This window comes from Paraburkholderia tagetis (assembly GCF_022213065.1).
Lineage (GTDB): Bacteria > Pseudomonadota > Gammaproteobacteria > Burkholderiales > Burkholderiaceae > Paraburkholderia > Paraburkholderia tagetis.
The window spans coordinates 81,957-100,982 of the sequence record NZ_JAKLJA010000023.1; the positions used below are offsets into that span (position 1 = coordinate 81,957).

At 61.6% G+C, this 19,026-nt stretch carries 18 protein-coding genes; 12 read left to right on the plus strand and 6 right to left on the minus strand.

The window, feature by feature from the left end:
* Positions 1-198 precede the first annotated feature (198 nt).
* The 4 genes from L5014_RS23675 to L5014_RS23690 all read right to left on the minus strand — a co-directional run bounded on the left by L5014_RS23675 (position 199) and on the right by L5014_RS23690 (position 7,226).
* Positions 199-3,348, minus strand: coding sequence for an error-prone DNA polymerase (locus L5014_RS23675; protein ID WP_238466205.1), 3,150 nt, complete (start codon positions 3,346-3,348; stop codon positions 199-201).
* Between the two features lie 3 nt (positions 3,349-3,351).
* The gene (locus L5014_RS23680; protein WP_238466206.1) at positions 3,352-4,827 is read right to left on the minus strand and encodes a Y-family DNA polymerase; all 1,476 of its coding nucleotides are present in this window, start codon (positions 4,825-4,827) and stop codon (positions 3,352-3,354) included.
* Positions 4,748-5,464, minus strand: a complete 717-nt coding sequence (gene imuA / locus L5014_RS23685) for a translesion DNA synthesis-associated protein ImuA (protein WP_133197095.1) — start codon at positions 5,462-5,464, stop codon at positions 4,748-4,750. Before imuA ends, L5014_RS23680 begins: the two co-directional genes overlap by 80 nt.
* A 925-nt stretch (positions 5,465-6,389) precedes the next feature.
* Entirely contained in the window at positions 6,390-7,226 is an 837-nt protein-coding gene (locus tag L5014_RS23690) for a CHAD domain-containing protein (RefSeq protein ID WP_238466207.1), read from the minus strand.
* A 179-nt stretch (positions 7,227-7,405) separates the two neighbouring features.
* Between L5014_RS23690 and L5014_RS23695 the strand changes: the two genes are divergently transcribed.
* Positions 7,406-7,633 carry a hypothetical protein gene (locus L5014_RS23695; protein WP_238466209.1) on the plus strand — a complete coding sequence of 76 codons (228 nt, stop codon included), beginning with the start codon at positions 7,406-7,408 and terminating at the stop codon, positions 7,631-7,633.
* A gap of 494 nt (positions 7,634-8,127) precedes the next feature.
* Positions 8,128-8,364 carry a hypothetical protein gene (locus L5014_RS23700; RefSeq protein WP_238466211.1) on the plus strand — a complete coding sequence of 79 codons (237 nt, stop codon included), beginning with the start codon at positions 8,128-8,130 and terminating at the stop codon, positions 8,362-8,364.
* A gap of 69 nt (positions 8,365-8,433) precedes the next feature.
* Here L5014_RS23700 and L5014_RS23705 read toward each other — a convergent pair whose 3' ends face one another.
* Positions 8,434-8,772 (minus strand): H-NS histone family protein, encoded by a 339-nt coding sequence (locus L5014_RS23705; RefSeq protein ID WP_238466212.1) that lies wholly within the window; start codon positions 8,770-8,772, stop codon positions 8,434-8,436.
* Positions 8,773-9,382: 610 nt separating this feature from the next.
* On the opposite strand from L5014_RS23705, the gene L5014_RS23710 reads away from it, so the two are divergent.
* From L5014_RS23710 to L5014_RS23750, 9 genes are all read left to right on the plus strand, one after another.
* The gene (locus tag L5014_RS23710; protein ID WP_238466213.1) at positions 9,383-10,096 is read left to right on the plus strand and encodes an H-NS histone family protein; all 714 of its coding nucleotides are present in this window, start codon (positions 9,383-9,385) and stop codon (positions 10,094-10,096) included.
* A gap of 790 nt (positions 10,097-10,886) precedes the next feature.
* On the plus strand, positions 10,887-11,777 hold the full coding sequence (locus tag L5014_RS23715; protein ID WP_238466215.1) for a hypothetical protein: 891 nt from the start codon (positions 10,887-10,889) through the stop codon (positions 11,775-11,777).
* Between the two features lie 238 nt (positions 11,778-12,015).
* Positions 12,016-12,429, plus strand: a complete 414-nt coding sequence (locus tag L5014_RS23720) for a hypothetical protein (protein ID WP_338019320.1) — start codon at positions 12,016-12,018, stop codon at positions 12,427-12,429.
* A 235-nt stretch (positions 12,430-12,664) separates the two neighbouring features.
* On the plus strand, positions 12,665-12,958 hold the full coding sequence (hfq, locus tag L5014_RS23725; protein WP_238466216.1) for an RNA chaperone Hfq: 294 nt from the start codon (positions 12,665-12,667) through the stop codon (positions 12,956-12,958).
* A 339-nt stretch (positions 12,959-13,297) separates the two neighbouring features.
* Positions 13,298-13,537, plus strand: a complete 240-nt coding sequence (locus L5014_RS23730; protein WP_238466217.1) for a phasin family protein — start codon at positions 13,298-13,300, stop codon at positions 13,535-13,537.
* On the plus strand, positions 13,495-13,869 hold the full coding sequence (locus tag L5014_RS23735; protein WP_238466219.1) for a hypothetical protein: 375 nt from the start codon (positions 13,495-13,497) through the stop codon (positions 13,867-13,869). Before L5014_RS23730 ends, L5014_RS23735 begins: the two co-directional genes overlap by 43 nt.
* Positions 13,870-14,401: 532 nt before the next feature.
* A complete protein-coding gene (locus L5014_RS23740) occupies positions 14,402-14,752 on the plus strand; it encodes a hypothetical protein (RefSeq protein WP_238466220.1) in 351 nt (116 codons plus the stop codon).
* A gap of 483 nt (positions 14,753-15,235) precedes the next feature.
* Positions 15,236-16,369, plus strand: coding sequence for an HNH endonuclease (locus tag L5014_RS23745; protein ID WP_238466221.1), 1,134 nt, complete (start codon positions 15,236-15,238; stop codon positions 16,367-16,369).
* A 138-nt stretch (positions 16,370-16,507) separates the two neighbouring features.
* On the plus strand, positions 16,508-17,806 hold the full coding sequence (locus tag L5014_RS23750) for a HEPN domain-containing protein (protein WP_238466223.1): 1,299 nt from the start codon (positions 16,508-16,510) through the stop codon (positions 17,804-17,806).
* Between the two features lie 93 nt (positions 17,807-17,899).
* Here L5014_RS23750 and L5014_RS23755 read toward each other — a convergent pair whose 3' ends face one another.
* Positions 17,900-18,193 (minus strand): hypothetical protein, encoded by a 294-nt coding sequence (locus tag L5014_RS23755; RefSeq protein WP_238466225.1) that lies wholly within the window; start codon positions 18,191-18,193, stop codon positions 17,900-17,902.
* 197 nt (positions 18,194-18,390) lie between these two features.
* Between L5014_RS23755 and L5014_RS23760 the strand changes: the two genes are divergently transcribed.
* Positions 18,391-19,002, plus strand: a complete 612-nt coding sequence (locus L5014_RS23760; protein ID WP_238466226.1) for a hypothetical protein — start codon at positions 18,391-18,393, stop codon at positions 19,000-19,002.
* Positions 19,003-19,026: the final 24 nt, after the last annotated feature.

Consider the following 19,026-nt stretch of genomic DNA (forward strand, 5'->3'; position numbering starts at 1 on the left):
TCGTCCTTACCGCAGCATCACCGGGGAAGCCGGTCGGCGTGCGCGCGTTGCGCTGCCCCTGGTCTTCCCGGAACTGGCTCGCGCAGGAACGCCGACGCGCCTCCGCACTGCTGCAGCCCGGCGGATAGAAGCGCCTGCACTTGATCAGCGCAGGTTCGGTCCTCGCACGGCCAGCACGGATGCTCATCGTCGTTCCCTTCAATGAAAATTGCGACTAACAGTCTGCAGCTGCCCCAGCAGACCACTGACATCCACGAGCCGGTTCGCGACGAGGTGCCTGACTTCGCCTTCGCGTTGCCAGACGCCGTAGACGGCCAGCAACGAGGCGCCCAACGCCTCGCGCCGGTATTTTTCGAGGATGGACTCCCAGACGATGATGTTGGTGGTCCCGGTCTCGTCTTCGAGCGTCATGAACATCACGCCGTTGGCGGTACCCGGGCGCTGGCGCACGGTGACGATGCCACAGGCCCGCGCGAGCTGGCCATTACGATAGCGCATGAGGTCTTCCGAAGGCACGAGTCGCATCTTCGCAAGTTTTGGGCGCAGCAGGGCGAGGGGATGCCGGCCCAGTGTGAGGCCTGTCGAGCGGTAATCGCTCACGAGCTCCTGGCCTTCGGTCATTGGCGCGAGCACCGGGGTGGCGTCGTCGTCGGTGGCGCCACGCAGCAGGTCGCGGTCCGGCACTGCCGCGACCGCCTGCCAGAGCGCTGCGCGCCGGTCGCCCGCGAGCGAGCACAGTGCGTTGGCGGCAGCGAGCACTTCGAGATCGCGACGGTCGAGCTGCGCACGGCGCGCCAGGTCCGACACATCGCGAAATGGCCGCACCGCGCGCGCCATCTCGATGCGTGCGGCCGCCTCCTCTTTCATGCCGCGGATCAGCGACATGCCCAGCCGCAGGGGATCGTGCGTCGTCGGACCTTCGATCGTCGAATCCCAGTTGCTTACGGCCACATCCACCGGTAGCACGCGTACGCCGTGGCGCTTTGCATCCTGGACGAGCTGGCTCGGCGAATAGAACCCCATTGGCTGTGAGTTGAGCAGCGCACAGGCGAACACGGTCGGTTCATGGCACTTGAGCCACGCGCTCGCATACACCATCAAGGCAAAGCTCGCGGCATGACTTTCCGGAAAGCCGTACTCACCGAAGCCCTGGATCTGCGCGAAGATCTGCTCGGCGAACTCGCGCTCGTAGCCGCGCTCGAGCATGCCGTTCACAATGCGGTCGTAGTAGACACCGAGTCCGCCCTTGCGGCGCCAGGCGGCCATCGCCCGGCGCAGCTGGTCCGCTTCGCCGGCCGAAAAACCGGCCGCGAGCATCGCGACCTGCATCACCTGCTCCTGGAAGATCGGCACACCGAGGGTGCGCGCGAGCGCCTGCTCCATCTGCGGGCTCGGGAAGGTCACGGGCTCGAGGCCCTGCCTGCGCCTGAGGTACGGATGCACCATGCCGCCTTGTACCGGGCCTGGCCGCACGATCGCCACCTCGATCACGAGGTCGTAAAACTGGCGCGGCTGCAGTCGGGGCAACATGCTCATCTGCGCACGCGATTCGATCTGGAACACGCCCACCGTGTCCGCACGGCAGATCATTGCGTAGGTGTCCGGATCTTCGGCGGGAATGTCCTGCAGCTCGAATACTTCGCCGCGCTTGTCCGAGATCAGGTCGAGCGCACGGCGGACCGCCGACAGCATGCCGAGTGCCAGCACATCTATCTTCAATAATCCCAGAGACTCGAGATCGTCCTTATCCCATTCAATGACAGACCGGTCAACCATCGCCGCATTCTCGATCGGCACAAGTCGCGAAAGCTTGCCGCGGCTGATCACGAACCCGCCGCTGTGCTGCGAGAGGTGTCGGGGAAAACCGAGGAGGAGGGCGGCGAAGTGCGCCCACTGGATGATGAGAGGCGCCTCCGGGTCAAGCCCGGCTTCCGAGAACCGGCTGAGCAGATCCTGTTTCGAATCGAACCAGTGATGGGCCTTCGCCACCCTGTCCACGATCGCGGGATCGACTCCGAGCGCCTTGCCTGCCTCGCGCAGTGCGCTGCGGGGACGATAGGTCGTCACGGCCGCGGCGAGTGCCGCGCGGTCGCGGCCGTACTTTCGATAGATGTACTGGACGACCTCCTCGCGCCGCTGGTGCTCGAAGTCAACATCGATGTCGGGCGGCTCAGCTCTTTCGCGCGAAATAAAGCGTTCGAAGAGCATCGACGAGCGCGCCGGATCCACCTCCGTCACGCCCAGGCAATAACAGACCGCGGAATTCGCGGCCGAGCCGCGTCCCTGACAGAGGATGCCTTCGTTGCGCGCAAAACGGACCAGGTCGTGCACCGTGAGGAAATATTGCTCGTACTTCAGGTCGGCGATCAGCGCGAGCTCGTGCTCGATCTGCGCCTGGACCTTGTGGGGAATGCCCGCCGGCCAGCGGCGGTGCGCGCCGATCCAGGTCTCCTGTCGAAGATACGATTCGGGCGTGAAGCCGTCGGGCACGAGTTCATCCGGGTATTCGTAGCGCAACTCGTCCAGCGAAAAGGTGCAGCGCCGGGCGATCGCCACGGTCTCGGCGAGGGCGCGGGCAGGGTAGAGGTTGGCCAGGCGCAGGCGTGAGCGCAGATGCTGCTCTGCATTCGGCGCGAGGTCGTAGCCGCACTCGGCAACCGGCCGTCCCAGGCGGATGGCGGTCAGCACATCCTGCAGGGGCTTGCGCGAGCGCACGTGCATGACCGGCGCGCCGGTGGCGACGACGGGCACGCCATGACGCGCGGCCACCTGTTCGATCACGCCGCGGTGGATGTCGTCCATCGCCCGCGCATGAAGCGTCAGCGCGACCCACGCACGTTCACCAAATGTGTCCGCGAACCACGCCATCTGGGCATCGAGGCGCGCCTTGTCGGCCGGATAGTCGGGGCTCAGGATCGCGATGCAGTCCGGCAATCCCCTCAGATGCGCCTGCACCGGATCCGGGTGGTCCAGGTCGCGCGCGGCCAGCCGGTAACTGCCCTTGTCCGCCCGCATGCGCCCGAGCGTGATCAGCTCGCTCAGGTTGCCGTAGCCCTCGCGCGTCATCGCCAGCGCAATGAAGCGCAACGCGGGCGAACCGTCGGCATTGGTGAGACCGAATTCCGACCCGACGATCAGGGGTATCTCTGCCTTCTTTGCCTCGACATGCGCGCGAACGACACCGGCCAGCGAGCACTCGTCGGTGATGGCGATCGCGGCATAGCCAAGCTGCGCCGCGCGCGCGGCGAGATCGTCCGCATGGGACGCCCCGCGGAGAAAGGAGAAGTTGGAGGCGCACTGCAGTTCAGCATAGTCCGGCAGTGCCCCGAACGCGGGCAGGGTTGCCATGGCCTAGCCGAACAGCCCATGAAGAAACCACCGGGGTTCGCGTTCATCCCGGCTTCCGACGCGCTCCCGGTATATCCAGTAGTGCAGATGGTTTTCCGCCTCGGCGACGAAGTAGTCACGCGTGACGACAGCCCCGTCCTGCCAGCCGCATTCGATGCGCTCACCCGGCGAGACGATGCGCAGCGGTGTTCCGTAGAACGGCCGGTGCCCACGCATGATGAGCTGGACGGGTGCGTCGAGCAGCCAGGCCGGCCGGGGCAGATCGCGGGGAGGGTCGTGGCGCGCGCGCGGCGTTTCACCCGACGTTGGCACCCATTGCGCAGCGACCTCCGGACGATAGTCCGCCACCGGGCCAGGACGCAGCACGTTCTGTGCACCCAGTCGCGCGACCAGCAGTTCCATCAACCGGGCGTGATCCTGGGGTGAGCCACCCGGCTCCGGAAACAGCGAATCGCTGGGCGCTTCAGCCTCCCGGACATCCTTCGCCTCAAGGCGCAGGGCGATGACCGGTGCCGCGAGCTCGACGCGCGCGAGCCGCTCCTTCAGCAGTCGCACGAGATGCTCTTCGTGCCACGTCGGCTCACCCAGCGCCACCTCGAGCTCCGTCGGGGCAATCGCATCGCGGCCGCGCTCGTGTTCCAGCAGGAGGACAAAGCGGGCGACGGCGAGCTGGCGTGCCGCAAGCCAGCCGGTCATCTGCAGCGTCAGCCGCCGCGCAGCGAACAGTGCGGCCTCCACATGCTCGATCCGGTCCGGCAGCTCGACGCGTGCATCGAACGCGGGCGGCATGGCAAGCCACTCGTGGACCTCGGGCGCCGCGCCCGTCGCGCGGTCGAGCGCGTCCAGGAGGGCCGTGCCGCAGCGCTTTTTGAGCCCCGCGCGTGGCAAACGCATCACGTCCGCCATCGTGGTACAGCCGAGTCCGTCAAACCATTCAGCGTACCGCCTTGCCGCCGGCAGGACGCTCACGGGCACACGGGCGAGCGCGCGACGCTGCGAGCGCTCGCTGAGCGCCACGCCGCCGCCCGTACGTGCGAGCAGCCACGCCGCTTCAGCCGTCGCGGCGATCGATGTCACGCAGGTCACGCCAAAGTCGGCAATTGCGCGGCGAATACGTTGTCGCAGCGAGCGCAGGCCGCCAAACAGCCGCACGCTTGCGGTCACATCGGCCAGTACCACATTTTCGTCTGCCATCACGACGTTGGGGGTGAACTGGAGCAACGCGAAAGCCACCCCCTGCATCGTCGTCTGTTCGCGCGCCGTGTCGCGCTCGCGGATATGCGCGTGCGGCGCGAGCGTGAGCACGCCGCCGCGGCGCATGCCCTCGACCACGCCCAGCGAACGCGCTCCGGCATCCATATCCAGCACACGACCCTTGTCCAGCACAACGGTCCCGGCCTCAGACGCTGGCATGTGCCAGGTCGGGCAAAAACTCTCGATGGGCAGGCGCGGGAGATGAACGCCGATCCAGTGGTGCATTGCGATTCAGAAGGACTGGAGAAGGTGACAGCGGTACAAAGACGGGATCGTCCCGATGAGGGCCACGACGTTTGACGAAGGAAATGTTCACGCCGCCCGGTGTGGGTGCCAGCGCGATCCGTAACGGCGCGGGTGACGTCGCGCTTGCCGCAGCCATCGGACGAAACAGGAAGAAAAGCGTCTCGGCGCGCTGTGCCGCGAGGTGCAGCCGGCGCAGCGCATCGGGGTGGATCTGGGATTGCCAGAAAAGCACGGCGCCCGCTGTGCCAGCACGCAGGATCTGCTCTGCCGCCCAGAGCGCGTCGGCGGTGGAGGCGGGTTTCAGGACATGGATGTTTTCCTGTTTCAGCCCCCACCAGGTCAGCGCCGCCGGCTGAAGCCGGTGCGGTGGCTGCACCGCAAACACAGGCCGTTGGGCGACCGCCGCAAGCGCTGGCTGCAGGAGCCGGAGTTCGCCGCAACCCGGCTGCGGAAGCATCACCTCGGTCAGGGAACCGGTGGGCCAGCCGCGTCCAGGCAGCTCGGAGTCCAGCGGGTCGTGGCCACTGGTGATCGCCCGCCCGCGGGCGACGGCCAGCTGCGAGGCGAACCAGAGGTCCGGGTGAATTGCCTCGGCGCGCACGTTCAGTTGACCCATCACGCCCCCGAAAAATACTGTATGGATATACAGGTATCATACTGGCTCGGTGGCAATCTGTCACGAAGCCATGAGGCGCTTGCGCGGATAAGGGAAAACCCTTAAAATGGTTTTTGTCTCCTCCATGTCTCCACGATATGGATTCAGCCCGCCCATACCGGCGGGCTTTTTCTTTTGGGGCGGCGCAAGCGGTGGCGTGATATCAACGGCGAGACGACGGCTTCCCGGCCATGGTGGTCTGGGTGGGTGTACCCGCGGACGCATCGTGGTGCGGACAGACGTACGGCTGCATGAGCCGCGAGCCGTCGCGGTGAAAACGTTGATTGCCCGGACCAAAAGAAATGGCCAGTGAAACCAGCGTACGCACGGCATCAGCGCGTCAGATTGGCGATAACGTTCGAGCAAACGACTCGCCGGCGCCGGCGTCGGCACTGCGGCCCGCTGGGAAGGGGAGGGTCTATGCGCGGGATCGTGACAGGCAGGGAAGTGTCCCGCCTCGGTGGCGTGAAGGTCCCGTGCCCGGATAGTATTGCCCCGCAACTGGCCACGAAGGCAACCCGTCCGCCGGCGGGCACCGGCTGGATCTGCCAGGTGAAGCTGAAGTAGGCACCGCGTCTCGCGTTGCCTTTCAGAGGCTTGCCTGGCAAGGCTGCCTCAAAGGAGTGTTGCCTTCGGATGTGCCGGGTGTTGCGTTTGCACGATCGTTGCCGATCGCTAGCCGCCCGGCGTACTCGACAGCGACACCAAGGTCGAAAGTCGCGAGCCGACCCCAAGCGGCCATGGCTGTCCACGAAGGGCCCCCGACTGTTCGTGTCATAACGGCCACTGACATACGGTACCTGTCGATGAAAGTGCCCACAGAACTCTCTGCACGGCCACATCTGACAGGCCTGCTTTGCCTGGAGTGCGCCCGTTGCTGGCAGGCCTATTTCCAGTCCTTGCGCAATAAGGCCGCAGCGGCCCGCAAGTGTCGCTCACGCTCCGTCTTAAACCATTTCAGTGTTCTTTCCGGCTCGCCCAAAGCGGCAAGCAACGGGGCGTTGTCGCGCAAAAGCTTTTCGCTCGCCACGACGTCATTCAAGGCGCCGAATCGCTTCTGGATTTTCTTGAGACGCTTCAACGTTTTGCGATGGCCAGCGGACAGTACCGGTCCGAAAAGCTCTAGGAGATAGCGAGCCTTCTTTCCAGCCTTTCTGACATCATGAAAAGCTGAAACGTCTGATCTTTTGGCCTTTGCGGCGCGCCTCGCGCGTTTGCGCAACTGCTTTTCAGACGCTGCGACGCGGCCTTCCGAGAAAACCTGAAGTGGGTGTCGGTTCTCTCTCGCGACCAGCGCTCCCGAGGCCTGCGAGAGTGCCTCAAGCAGTAGCGTCTTCATTTCAGGATTCGAAAACACTTCGCTGCCAGCTTCGAGTGCCGCCTGTCGGGCATCTGTTATTTCAGGCGGAAGCGCATCTCCGCCTTTCTGTTGAAGCTTGAGCAGCGCAATCAGAATGTCATAATCACGCGCCTTGCCAGCTGAATCGGCGAGTGACCTGAAGAGCTCGCGCTGCCGGGTATTCTCCCCCACGTCGAGCAAGGGGCGGTACGACCACCATAACGATCGCAGGCGGCGCATAGTGATGCGTAACTGATGGAGCCCTTCAGCGGAAGGGGCGGTGGCGATTCCCTTCGCCTGCTCGATTGCCTCGTCGACAATGGGCGACGCAATGTCCGAAAACGCCCCCTCGGCGCATGGTTCGTGTCGCTCGCGTTTGTCCATTTTCCCGTTGCCCATCCGCCCTCCCGCACTCTGTCCGACGACTCATAACATGCGTCACGACGCCACGATCGAAATGATCAGCGGAGCGTCCTTCAATATAGCGTGATCATCTGGTTTGCCGACCATTGACGGAATTGCGGTGGTTGGCTACGTTGAGGTTTTTCGTGCAGGACTCCGGCATGAGCCCTCAAGCTTACGAATCCCTAAATCCCGTAGACGCCCTTGTCGACGGGGTCAGGCACAGCGGCACGTATCGGGTGATGACCGGTTCGGTCATTGTCTATTACGAAGGCGAGGTCAAATTCGCCTCGGTAGGGATGGATCGACCTGAACTGGTCGCGAAGTGGCTTCTGAGTGACCTCGTCCGGCGAGCAGAGTCGAGCAGGCGAAAGCGCCCGCTCAATTGAGAGTGTCAGTGCTCTCGTATTGTTCAACAATGCGGCGCGCGTTTTCGACATGCGGGCGACGGATTGCGGTGCGAAGCTGACGCCTGAACGTCCAGATGATTGTCTCCCTTGTGGCAAGTTCCCGGCGTCAGTTCGTGGGTGCGGGTGGTTAAACTTCGCCCAATATTGCCGACCCGAGGAGCGCCCTATTCGTGATTAAGCTGCGGCGGGTCCGCGAGCGTTCGGCGCGATGTCGCGGATGCATCGTTGACGGGGGAGTCGATCGTGTACTGCGATTTTTGCTGGGGATCGGGCGCAGAGCAGGGACACCGCCGGCGATTTCGATCACTCGCCCGGCGGTGCGCATCTCATCGGGACAACGTCGCTGATGGAATCGAATGTATTACGCAGGTTCGAAACTCTGGTTGCTGACCGGGAGCGGGGCAACTGCGCGAGCACGCCGGGGATCATGAGAAGATCCGGTCGATCCATCCGTTTTTACAGAAATCCGCCTGATGCGTGCTTCGCTGGCGCCGGCGCTGCAGATCAGCAAATGGGCTGCAATCCTGTCATCTTCCGGATATTGCTGGGCTTCCAGCGAGAACGACCACTGTCGCCCTGTTGTTCCGGGCGGCATTTCTGCGATCCGCTTGAGGCAAGATTTTCAGGACGGGTTGAATGCTGACACCGGAGATGACACCCATCGCGCGGTTGCCTGTCGACGCCTGGATTCAGTGCATCGGGAAAATTAACTTCGCGGATGCAGTCGCAGACATTCAGTTGCACCGTGAGGCCAGGGAAAAGTGGCCTGCGGTTGCTGCTCAGGATGTCGCCAGGCCTTGCCGGTCAGCGGCGAGGCGGGTGCCGGCAAATGGATCGTTACGCCAGTCGACACCGCTGTGCTTTCCTGGCAGTTCACGGGCGGTCCCGTTGATAGCGAAATGTTCAAGCGACTGACCGGCGCTTGTGGCCTGTTGAAGCCACTGCGGGATTTCGCCCTTGCCGTCCCAGGTTTCTCCCGCGGCGTTGCGGTAACGCGTTTCGCTGTGCCGCCGCTGATCGCGTGCAATTGAGTCAGCGAGATCGTCGGGTTTAATGCCGAATTCGGCCATCCTCCGACGCAGATAGGCCACCATGCTTTCCCGTTTGCGTTCGTCCACGCTTCCTTTCCTTTCAGTATCTGGCTAGACGCTGTGCCGGCGACCTTAATGGAGCGATCACCGTGTCGCAAGGCACTCACGGGAGTCCGAAGCGCCTCGGTACGAATGTCAGCGAGTGTCGCGATTTTATCGGATCATCCGGCGGCCGGCATATCGCGGTGGACCCTGATTTTCAGGCAGTTTACCTCAATGCATCAGCAAAACCGTGCTGCCATGGCAGGCGTCGGAAATCACGCTTTCATGCATGGACAAACGGGCCCATTCCTGGCACCGGAGAACTGTCTGAGGTGCAATCGTTCCGGCGATGTGTGAGGACTTCCGGTCCGGGATTGTCATGATACCTCCAGGGCATCATGTGCCAATCGAAGAAGAGGCCGGAATGAAACGGGTCCGTGCATCGGGGCGTATTAACCGTGTATCGCGTGTGCTGGCGTTCAGGCTCAATACGTGGGCTCGCTGGCTATGTGATATAAGCGCGGAAGACGAAAGTCTCTCGGGAAAAAAGTAACTTCTCCGCAAGTTCAACTTATTTCGAGGCCGCCCTCGAGTGCCAGGGTGAGCTGACGGTTTGCGCGCGTAGATCTTTAAAGCGATAATCTCCACCGCGACGATGGCGTCAATCGTGACGGGCCAGAATGAACTTCGCTGTACCAGGGAAGTTTCAGGATCGCACAAACAGAAAACCCTAAAAGGAGCGAAGACAATGGTTACTTTGGATGCGATCAACCTGAAGATAGCAAAACTCCAGAAGCAGGCGGCAACGGTCGCTCAAAAGCAGTCGTCAACCGGACTGACCAAGATCCGTGACCTGATGAACAAGTACGGACTGAGCGTCGCCGACATCGAGAGCTTTGTCGGGAAAAAGCGCGGCCGCAAGCCATCCGCGCTAGCCGCGACAGGTGCAGCGAAAACTCCCCGAACAGTCGTGCATCACGTTGAACCGAAATACGCCGATCCGAAGACGGGCGCGACGTGGAGTGGCCGCGGACGGGCACCGGCCTGGATCAGCGGCGCGAAGGACCGTTCGAAATTCCTCATCGGCGCAGGCGCGAACACGAAGGCTGCAGATGCGAAATCGGCTCCTGCGGAAAAGGCACCGGCGAAGCGTGCTGCCGCGAAAAAAACCGTAGCGAAAAAGGCTGTCGCGAAAAAAGCCGCCACCAGGACGGCCCGCGCGCGCGGCGCAGCATCGTCGGCCGACGGTGTGCGAGCACGTAAGGCCGCAGCGCCCGCGAAAAAGACGCGTGCACCGCGCAAGGTCGCCACGAAAAAGGCACCGGCAGCGGTCGAGGTCGCTGCTACGCCTGAAGTGGCAGCACAGTAACGCTCAAATCCAGTCGTGGCTGGCGACGCCCGCTCTGGCGACGCCGGCCCGCTGCGACCGATCTATCGGCTGCAGCAGCCGGCACGCGTTCGCTCTGCCGGAGTTTTTCCCCTACACACACAATCTGGCGGCGCGATTCACGACGTGCGCCCTTCGATGCCTGGATCGATTCAGGCAGAGCAACGGGCAGTACCGGCGGCAGCTTTAATCTCCCGGTGCATCGCGTGTCCTCGTTGCGCGGAATCACGCTTTCCGCCAGGATAGACGCGGCGCCGCGCGTGCACGCGGTGGACCGCAAACTCCCGCATTCCCTCGCATGCCTGCTCGCTTCGAACTCGTTGCTCTTGCGCTTCCCGTCGGACACGCTCCCGAGTCACTTCCGCTTCCGGTTGCGCAGTTCATCGCGACATGCTGGCCCGGCATGAGCCGCGCCCAGATGCTCGATCGCGCGCGCCGCCTCGCCTTGCGGGTCTCGCTTCGCGCATTACGCGGAAGCCGGCCGGATGGGGTGGGGCTGTTTCGCTCGTGATGAACGGGGCTGACGGCAACGCCGAGCTCGTGGCCCACGTGCGGCGAATCAAGCGCCGCCGCACCGTCGGCGGCGCGAAGGTCTCGCTGGCTCCACCGCGCGACGTACGGCAGCAGGAGCTGTTCTGAGCAGCGGGCACCGGATGCCAGTCTGCTCCTCCCTGAAGCGGGAACGGAGCGTCATGCGGACTGCAACTTCCGTCGCGCGGTCAAATCCGCTAGTCTGGCCAGACGTGATGTTCACATTCGGGGCGCATGAACCATGCAACAGCTCGATATCTTCGCCGACAGCCGCGACGTCATGTTGCGCAATGACGTGTCGGAGTGCCTGCAGCAGCGCGATACGGCATCCGCGCGTTCGGCACTGAAGGCGCTGGCTGGCGAATACCCGGACGACGATGAGTTGCCGGCGTTAACAGTTCTGGTGCACGCGCTCGAAGCCGAGTCCCGAGTCCTCTTTGCCGACCACGAGGCCCTCGCGGTGGCGCGTCGCGCCCTCGCAAACGAGGTGGTGCCAGCCGCGGCTCGTGTGCTGCCCAGACACGCCGTGCAGCCGTGGGTGGCGTCGCTCTGGCGCTCGCTTGCGTTGCGGGCTGCGGCGCTGCCATTTTCTGCCGCCGCCGAAGACTGCCACGCGGCGCCCCTGTGGCTCAAGGCAGGCGACTGGGAAGCCGCCCGTGAATGTGTAAAAGGCATCGAGTCGTGGTGGCACCTCGCGGCCCCGCTCGCATGGATGACCGAGACGCGCTATCGAGCGGATGGCCTTGATGCCGCGTGGCCGCTGCTCGCAGAACTGGCGTGGCTGGCACCTGCACGGTTCGTGGCGTTATTGCCGGTGCTGGGTGACGCATCGCTTGACGCGTTGCGCCGCCGCTTTGACGCCGAGTTTCCGGGGAACGGCGACAGCGAGGACTTCCGCTTTTTTCCAGCCTGGTTGATCCTGGTCAAACCGGTGCTCGCGGGTCGGCTGGCCGAGGCACGGGTGCGGCGTGAGCACAAGCCTTCCCGCGCGACGGCCCTGCTGGGCGAGATTCTGCGACGCGAGCGCGAAGGCGACCAGCACGAACTTGTCGGCCTGCGCGAACAGCTGTGCCGTCTGCACGGTGGACTCTTCGACATTTACATGGGCGCCCGGAAAGTGCAACACCGGTAAGCGCAGTGCCAGGGCATTCTGTGCCGCTGTCATGTGCGAAGGAGCCCTGATAGAACGAAAAGAGAACGGGGGTTCATGTGGAGAACTCCCTGTCGACCGCAAGCGGAACACGACGCAAATGAGTTTGACCCATGCGCGCGATGCGCGGGCATCCGGAACAACCGATACGGCGAGCGTATCGATGGCTTCTCTCCGATGGTCGATTGGTCTATCCTGCGTCATGCACGGAGATACCGCAATGGACGACCGATTTGACAGACGGGAACTGCTGCTTCACCTCGGGGAGATGCTCGAAGCCTGGAACTGTTTATCCAGAACAGGTCAACCGGACATGACGGTCGCACAGCTTGCCGGACAGGAATCGCTGCAGGCCTTTGAGTTCCTCCGGATGGTCGCACCGGGGATGACTGCGGCCGAGTTCGGCGCACGTGTCGCCAGCGCGTTTTTCCTGTGGCCCAGGGAACTGCTTGAGACAGACCTCAACCGCAGGGTGCTTGCGTCGACCGTTCGACACGACCTGTTTGATCGCAACCCTTCCGGCTGGAAAGCCTATGTCGCCCATATGCAGAAGAAGGTGAAATGGTTTGGAGCCGGGCTCCCCGAGATGAAAAGCGGCGCTTTGGACGAACCGGCGCGCGATGCCGCAGGGTAAACAAGTCCGGTCGAGGCGTCGGTCAGGGTCGAGCCGTCTGTGGAGTGGGATGCGCCCGACGAGAAGAGGGGGTGGCCCTGGCCACAGCCGGGGTCAACGTCCTGACATCCTGTTGATCAGGATGCCTAATTCGGATTAAAAGCGTTCTGGTCCTCATGCCATGCCCGGTGCGGCGGTCTTGAGACTGCCGTGCCGGGCTTCAACCATCGCCGGTACCATCGAAGGACCTGTCGCGTTGACCTCAGAACATGACCGCACGCCCAGCGTACAAGACAACTTTCTGCAGACGCTCGTCAGGGACAAGACCACCGTCAACGTGTTCCTCGTGAACCGCATCAGACTGAGCGGTCAACTGGCCGCCTTTGACCAGTTTGCCGTTCTGCTGGAGTCTGGCCCAAGTGTGCAGCTTGTCTTCAAGCATGCCATTTCGACCGTGCTGCCGGTCAATGGCAGGGCTCAGGCACGTGAGCCGTACGAGGTGCCGTTGAGAGGCGACAAACCGAATCCCTTCCGAGGCCGTGTCCGATGAGAACCACCATGACATGTCGTGGCTTGCGCTTGACCCGCGCAGAGCCAGGCGATGTCCACGTGGAGATGTACGGAAGGCGTTGGTATCCCGACCGTCTCCACCCTGTAATGGAACCTTCGTCGTATTGCACTCCCTGCATCTGTCGACGCCCGGGGAGCACCATCGCGCAGCCAGGCGCTGGGGAAGATGGGGCACGCAACCGCGACTGACACCAACACCCCTGCGCAGGCGGGCTCGAAAAGGTACGTCGACACGGTGACTTCCAGACTGCGCGATTCATCAGCTGGTCACAGGCGCCGGACATGCTGGGCGTAGGACATACATCTTCAGGAGGCGAATATGACTGATTTTCAGGAGCAGGCTGCCCTAGCCCAACGAGCAAATCTTGACTTCTTCTTTGGGCTGGCTGGAAAGATGCTGGAAGGCGAGGAAAAGCTCATCAAATTGAATCTGGATATGGCGAAAACTACGCTTGGCGACTGGTATCTACGCGTTCAGGACGGGCTGGCGAAGAAAGACGGACAGGACCTGCTGGTTTGCAGGACTCGCTGGCGCTGCCTTCGGCGGACAAGGCTCTGACGTACGAACTTCAGGTTGCGGAGATTACGTCGACCATGCAAACGCAGTTGTCAGAAATCATCAATGCCCGGTGCCAGGAGGCCAACCGACAGGTTCAATGGTTCGCCGAGAATGTCGCGCAGCACGCCCCGGGCGGCTCCGGAGTCGCAATTGCATTGATGAAACAGGCGATCACGCTGGCCAACACGGCGCAGGAAAGCGTGCAAAAGGCAACGAAACAGGTCGTCGAAGTCGCGCAAAGTGACCTGGAGGCCACAACAATTGCCACATCGGAGGTGACTGAAGCGACTGACCAGGCGGTCGAGAAGCTGGTGAAGACAGCGACGCAATAAATTGCAAGAAACGTTGAACCAGTGGTTGCACGACGCGGCGCGCTACGCTGTGCTGCAGCTACGGCTGTGCAAGTCCATCCAACTCTCGTGTGCTTTGGTCGTTCATTCCGGCGTCCGTGAGGTCTTCCCACACCTGTTATCCCGCTCACGTCCGAAACAAACCAGCACGTCTGGGAGGCCGTCACAGCGCATAGCTGGAAACGAATGGCTGGTCGGAGAGGACAGTTCTTTTGCACGCAGCGCGTGCACCAGGTTGTCAGGATGACTGAGTGTTTTTCGTCTGGTTTGACCTTCAGCCCTTGCTTGACCTCGACGCGGATCTTTTCCCGTCCTTTCGACGGAAGTCGCGACGGCCAGCGTGATTGTCTGAAGATGGTCGGACAGCCGCCTGATGCGGGCGGCCTGGGGCCATGCCGCGCGACGGGCATGCTGTCGCGCGGAGGCGGCGCCAACTCGTTTTGCAGTTCCAGCTCGAAGACTGAGGGTATGCTAACCTTGGCTGACGCTAACAGCAGCAAAGCCGCGCTCGAGGATGAACGATATATTCGCGGTTTCTCAGGATTTCGAGCCGTTCCCCCGAGACCTGCCGAGAAAGGAGTGGCAGACAAAGTCGCTCGATTGCGCCATGGCCGATTATTGGGTGGCAAGTGATGGACGTGTCGCGCGCCGACAATTTCTGAGCGACGATTACTTTGCCAGCGACACAGCCTCCTTCACGGCTTATTTGTTCCACTTCCGAAAAGGCGTGAGATTCGACCTGAAAGTCGTTGTCGCTCACGGGCGCATCCTGGAACTTCGGCAAGAGCGCGAATCTGAAGCGGGGGAAGCGGTGGATGAGTGGACTATTCCCGTACCTGGTCCCGACGCTGAACGTCACGATTGATGCGAGCCGGTTCGCAGGCGACGGTTTGAAAGAATAGTAGCTATTCCGCGCAAGTGGAGCCTATCCACAGGCCACGATATGCAATTGCGTCTCTGCCCTCACGCAGCGCGCGAAGCGCGAACCAGCCAGTATCCTGGGCACTCGGCTCAAGACGGTAGATGACGCCGCCGCGCTGTTGCAGCCATTCGGGAGCGGAGTCGGACTCCGCCAGCAGATTCCATAGGGCGGTGGCTATCTCGGGCGCAGGTCTTTGCTCCGCGCCAGCTATCGCGATCACCAGCTCGCGAATGGAAACGATTCACTGCGACGACTGGAGAGCCGTCTGGCGTTGCTCATGCTCCCCTCGCATGCCCCGGTTAGGAGCCGCGCCAGCGGGCCGGGGTAGCCCGCTGGCGCCTGGCCGGGCTAGGCGCGACGATCCGATTATGCCGACACGTGATACCGTTTACCAGCCGCGCGAACGTCCACACAAAGGAAAACAGCATGGACAGCATCAGCCACGAAGATATTTGCCCACTTTGTGACGATCCGATCGCCTTGAGTGGAGATTCGAGCGAGCACATCATTCCCAACTCGATCGGTGGCCGTCGAACGATCCGTGGGTTCATATGCAAGGACTGCAACAGTCGCACCGGCAATAGCTGGGACGCCGAGATCTGGCGTCAGTTCTCACATGTTGCGATGATGCACGGAGTGGAGAGGGATCGTGGTGAGCCGCCCAGCATTCAGATTCATACGGTGGACGGCAACCGCTATCTTCTATTGCCGAACGGCAATATGACAATCGAGCATCCGAAGTTTAGCGCCGAGGAAGGGGAGAACGGGACGGACATCAGGATCTCGGCGCGGGATGAAAGAGAAGCGAGACGAATGGTGAAGCAGGTGGTAAGCAAATACCCACAGCTCGACCCGCAGACTATCTTGGGCGCCATGAGCGCTAATGAAACACCGCTTGAATCTCCCGTGTCGTTATCGTCAAGTTTCGGTGGTGAGTTGGCAGGTCGGTCGATGGTCAAGAGCGCAGTTGCACTTGCTGCTACGACGGGCGTCGATGCGCGAGCCTGCGATTCCGCGTTGCGGTACCTCAAGGACTACTCGGTTACGCCATCCTATGCCTTCTTTTACGTGCGGGATCTCGTTGCCAATCGACCGGATTTTCACGCTATCAATTGCGTGAGCGTCGTGGGTGACCCGTCGCGACATACGCTGCTCGGGTATGTCGAGTACTTCTCCATGTCACGGATCGTCGTGATCCTGAGTGAAGCGTATGACGGGCAGCCGCTCAGCGCGACGTATGCGTTCAATCCGGCAACTGGCGATCATATCGACGCTCGTATCGATCTCAATCTGTCGGACGCGGAGCTCGAGCTGGTGCGTACGAACAACGCCACTACAGACGAAAGCTATAGGGCAGCGCTCGACGCAGGTTTCAGCATCGTCTACAACCGCAGCCAATTGCGACACTGGCAGAGAGAAACCGACGAAGCATTCGAGCGCGCCTGCAAGACGATGGGCATTCCAAGGAACGGCGTTGTTCCGAGTGAGCGGGCGCAGGAATTTTCCCGTCTAATGGTCGAGTATCTCGGTCCGATGATCGAGAGATTGGTGCGGCGCTAGTCGAAGAAGTTGTGGTCCTCCGCATGCTCCAATGAGGAGTCTTGCCAGCGGGCCGGGTGAGGCGCGACGATTCGACTAGAGCGGGCTAGTGTTATGGTTTACCGGTTGGCAGTTGCCGTTCGATGTGAGTTCATCCTTATGCCAGACATACATTCCGATGCGCCAACGCCGCCGTCCACAGGAGCGTCAGATGCGCTCCTCGATTTATTGAAAACCACCTACGAAAAGGTCACGAGCTCTCATATCGAGCTCGGGGCTGTCAGCATCTTTGACGCGGTCGACTCCCCGGATCCGGAGGTGTTCCATGAAGCATTTAGTCAGCTCAACGATGCCGCGGCTGGCATTGTCGGCACTCTGATAGCCGACGCGCGCTTCCCGGGGAATACCGTGGTACAGATCTGTCGGGAAGGCGGTGCGAGTGGTTTTTATCCCAACTTCATCGTTATGCCGTTGCTCCGAGCAGCTACCGCAAAGGGCGGAGCACGTGAAGCCGTCTCGTGGCTGGAGAAAGTCTTCGCAACTACGAGTGCGCAGGGCAAGATATTTCACGCGATTTGGGGAGCACCGGTCGACAATGAGATTGCACTCACAGAAGAGATATCGATTGTACCAATAGCGGCACTTCCGGATTCGGCCATTAAAACGTGGCTCACGGAGCATCGCGTTAACTCTCCGGTGTCTTCGATGCTCGATTTCATCAGTCCGCAGTCGGCATTGATCGTCCCTTTTTACGTCCCTCGCGTTCTGCACAAACCTGGTATCGACCCTGATCCCTCAAGCGTTGAATATCTACGTGTAAATGATCTGTTGAACGACGCAACGCTTGCTCTTTCCGCTGTTGGGCCGCGTGTGACCACACTCGCGGTGCAATGGTTCGCGTTTGATGATCCTGACCTCGAGCTTACAGCATTTGGCACCGGGTCGAGAGGCCAGTTGATGGAGATACTGCCCAGCCAGCCACCCCAATACCCCAAGCTGGATGGCGTGGAGGCCGCCGATATTGTTAGGAGATTTTTGAATTTGCCGGCTGACGTCAAGAAAAAAATCCGCGTAACACTGAATCGCCTCCAGCAAGCGCAAAAGCGCCGTACGCTAGGAGATCGCTGCGTGGAGCTGTCGACCGCGTTCGAGACGTTGTTGGGAGACAACAAAGCGACCGAGATGACACACAAAATCAAGGTGCGATCAGTCCGACTGCTTGGTGGATCTCCGGAGATCCGACGTCATAATGCCGCGGTCATGGGCTGGATGTACGACGCAAGAAGCAAACTTGTCCACACCGGCGAGGACGTGACGAAAGGGAAAGCTATCAACGGCGAGGTGCTCAGTCCGGCGGTACTCGTCGAGAGGGCGACGTCGATTTGCACGGAAATAGTCAAGCGCCTCATTCGTGAAGGCGTGATCCCGGATTGGGCAGACTTCGACATTCTGGCGTAGGCGCGTGGCCCGGAGGCTCCAGCGAGGAATCCGGGCGCGGGTCATCCATGCTCGGCGCGATGCTGGGCGGTCTTGTTGTTCGGCGCGGTCAAATCATGCCTTTGCCAGACCTTCCCAGGCGCTATTTGGCGCTTCACTTGTGATGACCGAGCACTTCCCGCAGACGGACTTCGCCGCGGCGGATGCGTGCTTCATCACCTCTGCCGTGGTCAAAGTCGATTCGCCGTAGTACATCGCGCTGGGAAGCTTGTACAGAATGCCGTCACCAGACTTGATGGTGCGGGCGAAGCCCTTAGCTTCCATCGCAGCGTGCAGCTTTTCGTAGTCCTGTGCCGTGGGTTTGTAGGGGTTTTCGTGCAATTCGACCCGTGTCATGTAGCGCGTCATTTCAAGTCCTTTTCGTTGGTGATGCCCGGCCCGGACATCCTTCGCGTAGATGACATTGGCTGCATCGCCTTCAACGTGTCGTAAACCCTGGATCGATAAGGTTTTTCCTCGAAGTGAGCTGTGAGCATGCAGGCAGGCGTCGATTAGAAAAGAAAATTGACAGCCGTCGAATAGCTGGATTAATGTTAGGGTGTTACATGAAATACCAAATTGGGCGGAACATCGCTGGTGGAGGCGAATTGCCAGAAGACAAAGAAGGCTCGCGCGTCACCGCGCAACGAAAGGCCCGCATCAAGGCGGGCTGGACTGAGATCAAGGTCTGGGCGGCGTCTCATGACGACGTCCAGAAAATTCGTGAATTTAGTGAGGAGCTGAGAATGAACACCCTCAGGCACAACATCAGGCAGATCGGGCGCAGCCGAAATACGCCGCCGGAAGTGATCGATCTCGCAGTTAAGGCGATTAGCAACCAGGGTTCCAATGAGTACACTACGCCGTCGGGCGCGACGCTCACTCTCCTGACCGGGCTGGCGCAACAGAACCGCTTGAACGACCTCAATGCAGTGGTCGACATGTTCCGCGTGGCTCATCCGGGCAACGTTCGCTTCGTTTCCGCGAGTGTCCCGGCGAAGGTGATGAGTAGCAACGTGCCGCATCGCCTTGACCTTCGCGCCGCCGAGCGCATCATGCGCTGGCAGTCTGCGCATCCGGACTGGGCGAAGCAGGTCGAGGCCGCGCTGGAAACCTTTACGCTCGAAGAATGGGCGGAAAGGGCCGTCGCGGAGATGCAGGCAATCGATCTCGCCTAAGCACGGGCGCAGCGACATGATTAG